Genomic DNA, 13,154 nt, shown 5'->3' on the forward strand with positions numbered 1-13,154 from the left:
TTCATTCCGCATTCCCCGTAGCAGCACGCACCAGCACTTCTGCATCAAGCCCTGCGCGATCAAAAATACCTTCCATCAAGCCTTCGCGCATGACCATGACACGATCCGACATTCCAATGATTTCAGGTAGTTCTGATGAAATCATGATAATGCTGAGCCCTTCGGCAGCGAGCTCACTGATAAATTCATGAACGGCGGCTTTGGAGCCGATATCGATGCCTTTGGTCGGCTCATCGAGAATGATGACCTTAGGATTGGTCGCAAGCCATTTGCCAATAACGACCTTCTGTTGATTGCCACCGGAAAGCGTTCCGACAGGTACGGATAATGCTGCGGCACGCAGATCAAAACGCTCGGCATATTTACGCGCGAGCTTGAACTCTTCCGCCATGCGCAGAAACCCATTGCGCGAGGTGCGTCCGAGCGAGGGCAGGGAGACGTTCTGGAAAATTGGCATTTGCAAAACTGCGCCATGCCGCCCGCGTTCTTCAGGCACATAGACAATGCCGTGCGCAATGGCTTCGCCGGAGCGGCGTATTTTGATTTCTTTGCCTTCTAAGGTTACGCGTCCCTCAGATGGTGTTGTCATGCCAAACAATGATTGTGCAAACTCCGAGCGACCTGCACCGACAAGCCCATAAATGCCAAGGATTTCGCCGCGCCTAAGATCGAAAGAAATGTCGCGAAACTCGGTCGGATGCGAATAATTCACTACGCTGAGAACTGTGTCGCCAAGCCCAACGTCCTGCTTGGGAAAAGCTTTGTCCACGGAACGTCCAACCATCAGCCGGACGATTTCTTTCTCATTCATTTCAGAGAGAAGTCCGTGCCCAACTGCACAACCATCGCGGAACACCGCATAATGATCGGCAATTTCATAAACTTCATCAAACTTGTGGCTGATGAACAGGATCGCTTTGCCTTGCGCCTTCAAGCGCTCGACGATCCGAAAAAGATCGTCGACCTCCTTGCGCGAAAGTGCTGCCGTTGGCTCGTCCATGATAACAATTTGAGCATCAACGGACAGTGCACGTGCGATGGCCACCAGATGTCGTTGTGCAATCGAAAGCTCTTTGAGCTTGATGCGGGCATCCACAGTGATTTCAAGTGAGGAGAGCAGGGCCTGTGCCCGCGCATAAACGGCAGTCCAGTTCACAAAACCAAGTTTTGTACGCGGCGAATGACCAAGATAGATATTTTCACCGACAGATAATTCGTCGAAAAGTACTGTCTCCTGATGAATTGCTGTAACGCCCGCATTGGTCGCATCCTGCGCGGTCGCAAAATGCAATGCTTTGCCGTCGATAAGGATTTCGCCTTCATCAGGCTGATAGATCCCGGTCAGGATTTTAACGAGGGTGGATTTGCCTGCACCATTTTCGCCAATCAGTGCAGTTACCTTGCCGGGGTAAAGCGCAATATTGACATTATCTAGCGCGCGGACGCCAGGAAATGTCTTGGCGATGCCGCGCATTTCCAGCAACGGTTGAACTGTTCCGTCAGCAGGCCCCGCAGACAAGGTCGATTGCCCGCTTTTTTGCAAAGCTGCATTCATCAGAAATACCTGAAATAAATTCGGAAGATGATGGCGATGTCAGGTGCTGCCTGACACCGCCAACCTCAATCAAGTTTCAATCTGAAATCAGAAGACCTTGGAGAACGCGTCGATGTTCGAAGCATCATAAACGAACGGATCGCTCATCGCCGCTTCACCGTTTTCGCCAATCTTGATCTTGCCCATGCGGCCAGCTTCGATTTCCGAGCCAGGCTTGCCATCTGCATCACCCTTTACGAGGTGATAGGCAATCTGCGTTGCAGAATAGCCAAGATCAATCGGGTTCCAGATCGCAAATTCCTTGGTCGCACCCGATTTGATGGCGCCGGCCATTTCAGATGGAAGGCCAAGGCCGGTCACGTAAACATCGCCGATCTTGCCTGCGTCTTTGACTGCCTGCGAGGCTGCAAGCACGCCAACGGTGGTCGGCGCGACAATCACCTTCACATTTGGATTGGAGGTGAGGAGGCCCTGCGCTTCGCGATAGCTCTTGTCGGCAAGGTCATCACCATAAACGGTGGTTACGAGATTGAGGCCCGGAAAATCCTTGAGCTGCTTCTTCATCTCGTCAATCCAGATATTCTGGTTTGTCGAGGTGGTCGTTGCTGACAGGATTGCGAAGTCACCTTTGCCATCTGGCAGATGGTGTGCCGCAAGCGTCAGGCACATCTTGCCGATCAGATCATTGGACGACGGATTAAGATGAACAATGCGACCTTCGGCAGCGACACCGGAATCCCATGAGATAACCTTGATGCCACGCTGTGCTGCTTTTTTAAGAGCTGGCACCACTGCATCCGGATCGTTTGCCGAGATGGCAATTGCATCGACACCCTGAGCGATCAACGAATTGATGACTTCGATCTGGCCTTCGGCTGTGGTTGTTGTCGGGCCTGTGTAGATGACCTCAACGCCGCCAAGTTCCTTGGCGGCTTCCTGTGCGCCTTTATTGGCAGCTTCGAAAAAGCCATTGCCAAGCGATTTGGCAACAAGTGCGATCTTCATGTCGGCAGCCTGTGCAGCTGTCGCCATGAAGGCAACAGCCAATGCTGTACTCATTGCCAGTTTCTTGAAAAGTTTCATGTCCTATTCCTCCCGATTAAGAACATTAAGATTGATAAATCCGGTTCAGGCTACTTCCGTGGTTTCCCCCCGTTCGCTGCCTTTACCGGCATTCGCAGAAACCTGAGCCACGATGAGCTTGATGCCTGCATTTTCCACCATCCGCCGCGCCTCGTCCGAAATGCCGTCATCAGTAATCAGTGTGCTGATACGGTCGAGAGGACAGAGAATAAGACTGGAGCGACGGGTGAATTTCGATGAATCAACCATCAGAACAATATCGTCTGCCTGGCCCATCAGTTTTTGTTCGCTTTGAATAATCAGTGCGTCCGATTCCATCACGCCGAGAGGGCTGACGCCCTGACAGCCCATGAACATACGCCGACCGTAGAAATTACGGATCACGTCATTGTCGAAGGGCGACAGAATAAGGCTCTGATCGCGATAAATAGCGCCGCCGGGCACGATAACTGTGCTTTTGGATTGGCGCAGAAGATGTTCCGCAATTGCAAAGGAATTGGTCAGCACCTGTAGTCGACGTGCGGCGAGATAATGCACCATCTGAAAAGTGGTCGAACCACCATTGATGATGATGCTGTCACCTTCCTCACAAAGCGACACAGCCTCGCGAGCGATTGCGCGCTTGCGGTCGGTGTTTTCCGTTTCCGATACTTTAAATGGCCGGCCAGCAAGACTACCAAGCTGCGGTGGATGAATGGCTTCCGCGCCACCACGTACCCGCTTGATACGGCCTTGCATATGAAGCGATGCAATGTCGCGCCGAAGAGTCGCCTCGGACGCCTCCGTCAATTCCACCAGATCCTGAATGGTGATCACCGGCTTTTCCTGAACTGCGCTCAGGATAATACGGTGGCGCTCTCTTTCGTGCATAGCTCCTCCTACTTTCTTGTATCAAACATAAATACGCTCAGTGTCAATCATAAACAATCACATCCATGCAAAATAAGAACAGTATTGCGTACTTTTGATCATTTATGATTGACATTAATTTGCACATTACGCCATATCTGTCGCCAACATGATCGTTTGTGCGCGAAAAAGAAAGTGCGCAATCAGGTCTTCACCATAAAACGGGAGGATGACATGGTGGCCCAAAGCAGGCTTTTGGATAACCGCTGGGATGATGCCAAGGCAGCGAAGCTGGATGAGCAGGGCAAATTGCTTTATCGCTCAAATCTCCTTGGCTCCGACAAGCGCATCACCAATTATGGTGGCGGCAATACGTCTGCAAAGGTTGAGGAAATTGATCCGCTGACAGGCCAGAAGGTTCAGGTTCTCTGGGTCAAAGGGTCCGGCGGCGATGTTGGCACGATCAAGCTTGATGGCTTTGCCACGCTTTATCAGGACAAGCTTGATGCACTGAAGGGTATTTACAAGGGTGTAGAAGATGAAGACCGCATGGTCGGATTCCTTCCGCACTGCACCTTCAACCTCAATCCACGCGCCGCTTCCATCGATACGCCACTGCATGGTTTCGTACCATTCACCCATGTCGATCACATGCATCCGGACGCGATCATCGCGATCGCCGCGTCTAAGAACTCTCGCGAACTGACGGCCGAGATATTTGGCAACGATATTGGTTGGCTTCCTTGGCGCCGACCGGGCTTTCAGCTTGGCCTTGACCTCGAAGCATTCGTGAAGTCAAATCCGAAGGCAAAGGGCGTAGTCCTTGAAAGTCATGGACTTTTCACCTGGGATAATGATGCAAAAACCTGCTACGAAACAACCCTTGCTATCATCAACAAAGCTATAGAATGGCTTGATCAGAGGACGGATGGCAAAGCCGCTTTTGGCGGAGCAGTCGCGCAAAGCCTCGACGCAGCGGAGCGTCGCGCCATCGCAGCGCGTCTTATGCCTGAGATTCGTGGTTTCATAGGAAACAGCGAGCGCAAACTTGGTCATTTCGACGATCAGAATGCCGTACTTGAATTCGTAAATGCGAAAGAGCTTCAGCCGCTAGCGCGTCTTGGCACATCCTGCCCGGATCACTTCCTGCGCACAAAAATTCGTCCCCTGGTAATCGATTTTAACCCAGCCAAGCCTGATGTGGATCGTGTTGTTGACGGACTGGAAGCCGCATTGGAAGCCTATCGCGCTGATTACACGCGCTATTATGAGAGCTGCAAGCGCGATAATTCGCCCAAAATGCGCGATCCAAACCCGGTAATTTTCCTGATCCCCGGCGTTGGAATGCTGTCATTTGCCCGCGACAAGGCCACCGCACGCATAGCCGGTGAGTTCTATGTCAACGCGATCAATGTCATGCGCGGCGCATCCGCTGTGTCGGAATATCAGGGCTTGCCGGAGCAAGAAGCCTTCGACATCGAATATTGGTTGCTTGAGGAAGCAAAACTCCAGCGAATGCCAAAGCCAAAAAGCCTTGCGGGGCGTATTGCTCTCATCACCGGTGGAGCAGGTGGCATCGGTTACGCGACCGCAGAACGCCTTGCAGGAGAGGGTGCTTGCGTGGTTTTGGCGGATATTGATGCAGGATCGCTCAAATCCGCTCATGATAATCTATCGAAACGCTTCGGCTCGGATCAGGTGCGCAGCGTGGAGCTGAATGTGACGGATGAAAAGGCCGTGATAAGCGCTTTCACTGAAGCAAGCGTTGAACTCGGCGGTATCGACATTCTGGTGTCCAATGCCGGCATTGCATCCTCGGCACCAGTCGAGGCGACAGAGCTCTCGATGTGGAATCGCAATATCGATATTCTGGCAACGGGCTATTTCCTCGTCTCGCGCGAGGCTTTCCGGCTGTTCCGCCGCCAGAAAATCGGTGGCAATGTTGTTTTCGTAGCATCCAAAAACGGTCTTGCCGCGTCACCCAGTGCATCTGCCTATTGCACGGCGAAGGCTGCCGAAATTCATCTGGCACGTTGTCTGGCGCTTGAAGGCGCGGAGGCTGGTATCCGGGTTAATGTCGTCAATCCTGATGCCGTCTTGCGCGGCTCGAAAATCTGGGACGGTGAGTGGCGTGAGCAACGTGCGGCATCCTCCAAGATCGACGTTACCGAACTTGAAGAGCATTACCGCAAGCGCTCACTGTTGAAGCTCAATGTGCTGCCAGAAGATATCGCAGAAGCCATCTACTTCCTTTCAAGCGACGCTTCAGCCAAGTCGACTGGCAACATCATCAATGTTGACGCAGGCAACCAGCAAAGCTTTCCGCGCTGATAATTGAAAGGTGGGTGAGGCGATCTTGCCTTCCTGCCTTTTATCCAAGAAATTGAGGGCATTCTGGGAGGAACCATGTCCGAACAACGTATTGCAGCAGATTTCATTGCTGAGCATAATTCCGGTTACGAAGGCGCTTTGAAGAGTGATTATCAAGCGCTTGGCGAACAACTTGCTCGTCGCGGCATTGAAATCGAAAAGATCACCGAAAAAGTCGCGAAGTATTTTGTTGCCGTGCCGTCATGGGGTACGGGAACCGGCGGCACACGCTTCGGTCGTTTTCCGTGGCGCGGTGAACCACGCGGTATTTTTGACAAACTCAATGATTGCGCCGTCATCAACGAACTCTCTTGCGCAACACCGAATGTTTCGCTGCATATTCCATGGGATAAGGCCGATCCGAAGAAGCTGGTGGCACATGCTGCTGCCTTGGGGTTGGGCTTTGATGCGATGAATTCCAATACGTTTGCGGATTCCGCCGATCAGCAGCATTCTTATAAATACGGCTCGCTCACGCATGTGGACGCGGCAGTCCGCGCGCAGGCCGTTGAACACAATATTGAGTGCATCGAAATTGGAAATGCGATCGGTTCAAAGGCGCTGACGGTTTGGCTTAGTGATGGCTCAAACTTCCCGGGCCAGCAGAACTTCACCCGCGCTTTTGAGCGCTATCTGCATTCGATGGGAGAGATTTATAAGGCGCTACCGGACGATTGGCGCTTATTCTCCGAGCATAAGATGTACGAGCCTGCCTTCTATTCGACGGTCGTGCAGGACTGGGGAACCAACTATCTCATTGCCACCACACTTGGTCCGAAAGCGCAATGTCTGGTCGATCTTGGGCACCACGCACCCAACACGAATATCGAAATGATCGTTGCGCGGCTGATGCAGTTTGGAAAACTCGGCGGCTTTCATTTCAATGACAGCAAGTATGGCGACGACGATCTCGATGCGGGATCTATCGATCCTTATCGGTTGTTCCTTGTTTTCAATGAGTTGGTTGATGCGGATTATCGCGGTGTAAAGGATTTTCATCCTGCCCACATGATCGATCAGTCGCATAATGTGACCGATCCGCTGGAAAGCCTTATCTCTTCAGCAAACGAAATCCGCCGCGCTTATGCGCAAGCACTGTTGGTAGATCGCGAGGCGCTGGAAACCTATCAGCAGGAAAACGACGCACTTATGGCGTCAGACACGCTGAAACGTGCTTATCGGACTGATGTTGAACCGATATTGGCCGAAGCGCGTCGTCGCACGGGTGGGGCAATCGAGCCGATTTCAGCTTATCGAGCGAGCGGCTACCGTGAGAAAGTTGCCAAAGAGCGCCCCGAAAGCAAAAGTGACGGTGGCGCTTTCAACTAAAACATATCGCAGTCGGGGGGGGGGCGTCCTTATAAGAACGTTCCCCGTTGCATTTCGACTATTGCGCTTTTCTGAATGTCAGATTGTAGCGATATCGCCCGAGTTGTGGGTGCTCGCCATCTTTGAGCGCCAGAATACCGTGATAGAACAGTCTTGATGGGCCGCCCCAAACGACGACATCGCCATGATGCAGCACAAGTTTGCGCACTGGATCACTGCGCTGCAAACCACCGAACTGAAATGTCGCGGGAAGGCCGAGCGAGACGGACACAATCGGATTGGTGAAATCCTTCTCGTCCTTATCCTGATGCAGAGACATCTTAGCACCAGGCTCATAGCGATTGATAAGGCAGGCATCGGGTGAGAAATCGGTATAACCCGCTTCCTGTGCGGCAGTTTCAGCGAGGCTCAGCAATGCATCCGGCATCTGAGGCCAAGGCCTGTCAGTCTCTGGATCGACTGGATTGTAACGATAGCCGCGTCGGTCTGTGACCCAACCGAATGCACCACAATTGCTCATGGCCACAGACATTCGGAAGCCGCCAGGAGTCATCATATGGCGAAAAGGCGCTTCATCGGCGACTACTCCCATCGAACTGATGATATCCTTGTCGTCCGCGAGAGCAAATCCACGTAAAAGTACGGCACCGTCTGCAAGATCTTCACGTGTTTTGAGACTGGAAAAAAGATCGTTCATGGAGCGATCTTAGCACAAAGTTTTTCCGCAACTTCCCGAAAATTGCTTTCAATTTTTGCGCCTCTTGACATTCAACAGGACTCGTAACATATAAAGTTACATGAAAAGAGATAGCAAGTTATCAGGCGTTCTGCACGTCCTCCTTCACATGGCCGAATATCAGAAGCCGGTGACTTCCGAGGTGCTCGCCAAAGCAATGGGCACCAATCCTGTTGTTGTCCGCCGTGTCATGGGCGGCCTGCGTGAGCAAGGCTATGTTCATTCCGAAAAAGGCCACGGTGGCGGTTGGGAGATTTCCTGTGATCTGTCAAAAGTCACGCTGCGCGACATCTATGATGCCATCGGAAGCCCTTCGCTCCTTGCCATGAGCAATCGTACTGAAATGCCCGGATGCATTGTTGAGCAGGCAGTTAATGCCTCGCTGAACAAAGCGTTCCAGGACGCCGAAGACCTTTTGTTGACACGCTTTGGCGAAGTGACACTCGCCATGCTGAGTGAAGACTTCCATCAACGTGCGCTCGAACGTGGCGCTACATTCGATCTGGAGACAGCGCATGACGCATCATGATGCCATCATTATCGGCGGAAGCTTTGCCGGCCTTACCGCTGCGACCTATATCGCGCGCGGCAGACGGTCTGTTCAGGTGATTGACGCAGGCAAACCCCGTAATCGGTTTGCCGAACATTCGCACGGTTTCTTCGCACAGGACGGAAGCAATCCGGCAGCAATGCTCGAAACAGCAAGGGCTCAAGTGCAGGCCTATCCCGCTGTCGCACTGACTCAGGGAAAAGCCATTGGCGGGGCCGGGGAGCTTGATGATTTTTCAATCCAGCTCGATACGGGCGAGACGGTGCACGGACGCAGGCTCATTTTTGCCTTTGGCATCTCGGACGAGCTGCCTGATGTTCCGGGGCTTGCTGAACGATGGGGCAATTCGGTTATCCATTGCCCATATTGCCATGGCTACGAATTCAGCGGAAGATAACTGGGTGTATTGAATCTTTCGCCTGTGTCTGTCCACCAAGCCATGCTGATCGCAGAATGGGGACCCACAACATTCTATCTGAATGGTAGAGATGAACCGGATGCGGCTACGCTTGCAGATCTTGAAAAACGTGGCATAAAAATTGAACCCACCAAGGTGGTCGGCTTACGAGGTGCAGGAACATCTCTGTCAGAGATCGAATTGGCTGATGGTCGCATGTCCTTTGCGGAGGCTCTGTATATTGCTCCCCGCAATCGGCTCAATAGTTCCATAGCCGAACAATTCGGCTGTGTGCTTGAAAACATGCCGCTCGGCAAGGTGATCAAGACTGACGAAATGAAAGCGACCAATGTTGCAGGAATTTATGCAGCTGGCGATGTTTCACGCGGTGCACACAGTGTTGCATGGTCTGTTTCAGATGGTGTTACCGCTGGTGTCTCGGCTCACCGATCGCTTGTATTTTAGAGTTATATTTCATTGTAAGAAAACGGGGCTAATGCCCCGTTTTCAATTGCTAATTTAGATCTATCAATCGGTTCCAAAACGTTCTTCGCTGAGTGCCGCCGCCATTAGTGCTTTGGTATAATCCTCATGCGGATTATCGAAGACCTGCTCCGTATCGCCTTGCTCTACGATCTTACCGTTCTTCATCACAATCACGTAGTCTGATACCGCACGGACCACCGCCATGTCATGGCTGATGAAGATGTAGGAAAGGCCATAATCCTTCTGCAAGTCGCGCAATAGCGTGACGATCTGCTTCTGAACCGAACGATCAAGCGCACTTGTCGGTTCATCGAGTACGATCACCTTCGGTTTAAGGATCATGGTGCGGGCAATCGCGATACGCTGACGCTGGCCACCAGAAAACTCGTGCGGATAACGATTGCGCATCGCCGGATCCATATCGACTTCCCTGAGCGCTTCACAAGCCCGGCGGTCGCGCTCTTTCGCCGACAGCTTCGGCTCATGGATCAAAAGCCCTTCGGTAATGATACGCCCCACAGTCATGCGTGGGCTCAGCGAGCCGAATGGATCCTGAAACACGAGTTGCAGTTCACGGCGCATTGGCCGCATTGCCTGCGATTCATGCGGAAGCTCTTTTCCGAGATAGGCGACCCGCCCCTCGGAAGGCAGAAGGCGCAGGATGGCACGACCAAGTGTGGACTTGCCGGAACCAGATTCACCAACGATACCGATGGTCTGGCCCTCTTTCAGGGTCAACGAAACATCGTTGACGGCTGTGAGATAGGTTGCCGCGCCAAGCCATGGCTTGTTTATGAGGAAATTGACCTTCACATTATCAGCACGGATAAGCACCGGTGCCTGATCAGGCGGTGAGAGCTTTTCGCCTTCTGGCTCAGCATCTAGCAGCATCTTTGTGTAAGGATGCTCAGGCGCGGTGAAGAGCTTGTCTGTCTCGTTGGTTTCAACCACCTCACCATAACGCATGACATAAACCCGGTCAGCAAAGCGGCGGACAATTCCAAGATCATGGGTGATGAAGACCACGGCCATGCCGAGCCGCTTTTGCAGATCTGCCAACAGGTCGAGTATCTGCGCCTGAATGGTGACGTCGAGCGCAGTCGTTGGCTCGTCGGCAATCAGCACATCCGGCTCATTGGCAAGCGCCATTGCAATCATCACGCGCTGACGCTGTCCGCCCGAAAGCTCGTATGGATAGCTGTCGATGCGGCGTTCCGGTTCTGGAATCCCAACCAGTTTAAGCAGTTCCAGAATACGTGGGCGCGCTTCCTTCTTGCTCATCCCACGATGATAACGCAGCGGTTCGGCCAGCTGATCGCCGATACGATAAAGCGGATCAAGCGAGGTCATCGGTTCCTGAAAGATCATCGTGATCTTTGCGCCGCGTATCTTGTTGAGCGCCTTATCGGTCATCCCAATCAGGTCTTGTCCGCGATAAAGCGCTTGCCCGGTTGCCTTGCCGTTCTGGGCCAACAGACCCATCATCGCCATGGTTGTCTGACTTTTACCAGAACCAGATTCACCCACGATAGCGACCGTCTCACCAGCTTTGACATCAAGATTGATGCCGCGCACAGCTTCAACTGGTCCATCATTTGTATCAAAGGTAACGCGCAGATCGCGCACGCTCAGAATGTTTTCGTTCGTCATCTCAGCGATCCTTCGGGTCAAGGCTGTCACGCAGGCCATCGCCAAGGAAATTCAGCGCAAACAGGATGATAGTGAGGGTTGCGGCAGGCCAGATTAATTGCCAGCTCGCGCCGCGCATATTCTGAGCTCCTTCCGAGATGAGAAGTCCAAGCGAGGTGAGGGGGTCCTGCACGCCGAGGCCGAGGAACGATAGAAGGCTTTCAAGCAGAATTGCCTTCGGCACCAGCAGCGTCACGAAAACGATGACCGGTCCGAGCGCGTTTGGAATAATATGTCGTGTGATGACGCCCCGCCGTGTCGCGCCGAGTGCTTCCGCCGCCTGCACGAATTCCTGCCGCTTGAGGCTCAATGTCTGCCCACGCACAATACGCGCCATATCAAGCCACTCCGTCGCGCCAATGGCGATAAAGATAATGAATATGGATCGCCCAAAGAAAACGAGCATCAAGATCACGAAGAAAATGAAAGGCAGCGAATAGAGAATATCGACAAGCCGCATCATGACATTGTCGGCACGTCCGCCAAGATAGCCTGATACTGCGCCATATCCGACGCCGAGCACCAGAGCCATTGCCGAAGCCAGCAGGCCAATGGCGAGCGACATGCGGACGCCGATGAAGATACGCGTCATCAGATCGCGCCCGAGATTGTCGGTGCCAAGTACGAAATAATTACGCGCGACATTCAGCGTCAGCTTGCCAGAAAGTCCATCTGCAGCAAGTTCGATCTTCGGATTGCTGAACAGGTCAGAACGCTGAAAATAACGCAAGACACGCTCATCAGTCGGGCGCTGTGCGGTGAAGTCAACCACGATATTATTGCCGGTCAGTTCCGGCTCGGTCGACGCATTGAGACGGGCGCGGGCAAGTTCGCGTTCCAATCCCGGCATGATGGTATCAGCACGCGGATAGGCCTCCAAACTTGGTGCTACGCGCACAAACTGCGGATAGATTTTGTCGTAAGGATGCGGGCTGACCATTGGGCCAAAAATGCCCACAAGAGCCAGCACGATGAGGACAATGGCGCTAGTAACAGCTGCCTTGTTTTTGCGCAGACGCAACCATGCATCCTGCCAAAGCGAACGGCTTTTAACAGTCGAAAGCTGCGCTGTTTCGGTCGGTACGGTCAGATCAGTCATAGCGAACCCTCGGATCAAGCCATGCATAAAGAAGGTCGACGATGAGATTGAACACCACGACAAAGACGGAAATCACAACCACAGTGCCCATAACCATCGTGTAATCGCGGCTCAAAGCACCCTGCACGAAGTAGCGGCCGATACCGGGAATACCGAAGATCGTCTCAACGACGACCGAGCCTGTGAGGAGTGCGGCAGCGGTAGGTCCAAGATAGGAAACAGCTGGCAACATCGCCGCTCGCAAGGCATGAACGCCGACGACCACGCGTGCCGGCAAACCATAAGCACGGGCTGTGCGAACATGATTGGCTCGCAGTGCTTCGATGGTTGCACCACGCACGAGACGCGCGATTACGCCAACCTGCGGCAATGCCAGGGTTAACACCGGCAATATCCAGTAAGTGATATTTGCAGAAGACCAGCCGCCTGCAGGCACCCAACCGAGAATGACGCCAAACAACAGGCTGAGAAGGGGTGCTACAACAAAATTTGGGGTGGTGATGCCGAAAGTTGCAAGCGCAACAACAAAATAATCGATGGAAGAATTCTGTTTCAGCGCTGCAATTGTACCCAGAAATGTTCCGATAACTGCCGCCAGACTAAGCGCCAGAGCACCAAGCATGATCGAAACCGGCAGACCAGAAGCGAACAGGTCGTTCACCGTAAAATCGCGACGTGTGAAGCTTGGTCCAAGATCTCCGCGAAGCAGATTGCCCAGATAAATCAGATACTGCTGAAACAGCGGCGCATCCATATTATAGGCTTTCTTGAGGTTCTCAAGAATTAGCGGGTCGATCGGACGCTCCAGATCGAAAGGCCCACCGGGCGCTAGTCTTATAAGGAAGAATGTCAACGTCACTATGATAAAAATCGTGGGTATTGCACTACCCAATCGTCGGAGCGTGTAGCCCAGCATTTTTATTTCCCTTCTTTGCCGGACCGCATTGAACCGGTCCGGCAAATCCCATTTCCGCATAATATTTAAATCGGACCCGATTTAAGAAAACTATG

At 52.7% G+C, this 13,154-nt stretch carries 10 protein-coding genes and 1 pseudogene; 4 read left to right on the top strand and 7 right to left on the bottom strand.

Going from position 1 to position 13,154, the window contains the following annotated elements; all coding sequences use genetic code 11:
• Position 1: 1 nt before the first annotated feature.
• The 3 genes from CEV32_RS05960 to CEV32_RS05970 all read right to left on the bottom strand — a co-directional run bounded on the left by CEV32_RS05960 (position 2) and on the right by CEV32_RS05970 (position 3,508).
• A complete protein-coding gene (locus CEV32_RS05960; RefSeq protein WP_094575122.1) occupies positions 2-1,555 on the bottom strand; it encodes a sugar ABC transporter ATP-binding protein in 1,554 nt (517 codons plus the stop codon).
• An 87-nt stretch (positions 1,556-1,642) separates the two neighbouring features.
• On the bottom strand, positions 1,643-2,638 hold the full coding sequence (gene rhaS, locus CEV32_RS05965; RefSeq protein ID WP_094575127.1) for a rhamnose ABC transporter substrate-binding protein: 996 nt from the start codon (positions 2,636-2,638) through the stop codon (positions 1,643-1,645).
• A 45-nt stretch (positions 2,639-2,683) separates the two neighbouring features.
• Positions 2,684-3,508: a DeoR/GlpR family DNA-binding transcription regulator gene (locus tag CEV32_RS05970; protein WP_094575132.1), complete on the bottom strand. Its 825-nt coding sequence runs from the start codon at positions 3,506-3,508 to the stop codon at positions 2,684-2,686.
• Positions 3,509-3,721: 213 nt separating this feature from the next.
• On the opposite strand from CEV32_RS05970, the gene CEV32_RS05975 reads away from it, so the two are divergent.
• Positions 3,722-5,818 carry a bifunctional rhamnulose-1-phosphate aldolase/short-chain dehydrogenase gene (locus CEV32_RS05975; protein ID WP_094575137.1) on the top strand — a complete coding sequence of 699 codons (2,097 nt, stop codon included), beginning with the start codon at positions 3,722-3,724 and terminating at the stop codon, positions 5,816-5,818.
• Positions 5,819-5,893: 75 nt separating this feature from the next.
• Positions 5,894-7,186: an L-rhamnose catabolism isomerase gene (gene rhaI / locus CEV32_RS05980; protein ID WP_094575141.1), complete on the top strand. Its 1,293-nt coding sequence runs from the start codon at positions 5,894-5,896 to the stop codon at positions 7,184-7,186.
• 58 nt (positions 7,187-7,244) lie between these two features.
• Here rhaI and alkB read toward each other — a convergent pair whose 3' ends face one another.
• On the bottom strand, positions 7,245-7,883 hold the full coding sequence (gene alkB, locus CEV32_RS05985) for a DNA oxidative demethylase AlkB (protein ID WP_094575145.1): 639 nt from the start codon (positions 7,881-7,883) through the stop codon (positions 7,245-7,247).
• Positions 7,884-7,983: 100 nt separating this feature from the next.
• Between alkB and CEV32_RS05990 the strand changes: the two genes are divergently transcribed.
• Entirely contained in the window at positions 7,984-8,451 is a 468-nt protein-coding gene (locus CEV32_RS05990; protein WP_094575148.1) for an Rrf2 family transcriptional regulator, read from the top strand.
• Positions 8,438-9,334, top strand: a pseudogene (locus CEV32_RS05995) (NAD(P)/FAD-dependent oxidoreductase). The gene CEV32_RS05990 and the pseudogene CEV32_RS05995 overlap by 14 nt, the downstream one beginning before the upstream one ends.
• 63 nt (positions 9,335-9,397) lie before the next feature.
• Here CEV32_RS05995 and CEV32_RS06000 read toward each other — a convergent pair.
• Genes CEV32_RS06000 through CEV32_RS06010 form a run of 3 tightly spaced genes read right to left on the bottom strand, consistent with a single transcriptional unit; the run spans position 9,398 to position 13,059 of the window.
• Positions 9,398-11,005 carry an ABC transporter ATP-binding protein gene (locus CEV32_RS06000; protein WP_094575152.1) on the bottom strand — a complete coding sequence of 536 codons (1,608 nt, stop codon included), beginning with the start codon at positions 11,003-11,005 and terminating at the stop codon, positions 9,398-9,400.
• A gap of 1 nt (position 11,006) precedes the next feature.
• Positions 11,007-12,143: an ABC transporter permease gene (locus tag CEV32_RS06005; RefSeq protein ID WP_094575156.1), complete on the bottom strand. Its 1,137-nt coding sequence runs from the start codon at positions 12,141-12,143 to the stop codon at positions 11,007-11,009.
• Positions 12,136-13,059, bottom strand: coding sequence for an ABC transporter permease (locus CEV32_RS06010; protein ID WP_094575159.1), 924 nt, complete (start codon positions 13,057-13,059; stop codon positions 12,136-12,138). Before CEV32_RS06010 ends, CEV32_RS06005 begins: the two co-directional genes overlap by 8 nt.
• Positions 13,060-13,154: the final 95 nt, after the last annotated feature.

The organism is Brucella rhizosphaerae (genome assembly GCF_002252475.1).
Classification (GTDB): Bacteria; Pseudomonadota; Alphaproteobacteria; order Rhizobiales; family Rhizobiaceae; genus Brucella; species Brucella rhizosphaerae.

Coding starts and splice junctions, on each gene's coding strand:
- CEV32_RS05960 (WP_094575122.1), bottom strand. CDS start 1,555: ATGAATGCAGCTTTGCAAAAAAGCGGGCAATCGACCTTGTCTGCGGGG.
- rhaS (WP_094575127.1), bottom strand. CDS start 2,638: ATGAAACTTTTCAAGAAACTGGCAATGAGTACAGCATTGGCTGTTGCC.
- CEV32_RS05970 (WP_094575132.1), bottom strand. CDS start 3,508: ATGCACGAAAGAGAGCGCCACCGTATTATCCTGAGCGCAGTTCAGGAA.
- CEV32_RS05975 (WP_094575137.1), top strand. CDS start 3,722: ATGGTGGCCCAAAGCAGGCTTTTGGATAACCGCTGGGATGATGCCAAG.
- rhaI (WP_094575141.1), top strand. CDS start 5,894: ATGTCCGAACAACGTATTGCAGCAGATTTCATTGCTGAGCATAATTCC.
- alkB (WP_094575145.1), bottom strand. CDS start 7,883: ATGAACGATCTTTTTTCCAGTCTCAAAACACGTGAAGATCTTGCAGAC.
- CEV32_RS05990 (WP_094575148.1), top strand. CDS start 7,984: ATGAAAAGAGATAGCAAGTTATCAGGCGTTCTGCACGTCCTCCTTCAC.
- CEV32_RS06000 (WP_094575152.1), bottom strand. CDS start 11,005: ATGACGAACGAAAACATTCTGAGCGTGCGCGATCTGCGCGTTACCTTT.
- CEV32_RS06005 (WP_094575156.1), bottom strand. CDS start 12,143: ATGACTGATCTGACCGTACCGACCGAAACAGCGCAGCTTTCGACTGTT.
- CEV32_RS06010 (WP_094575159.1), bottom strand. CDS start 13,059: ATGCTGGGCTACACGCTCCGACGATTGGGTAGTGCAATACCCACGATT.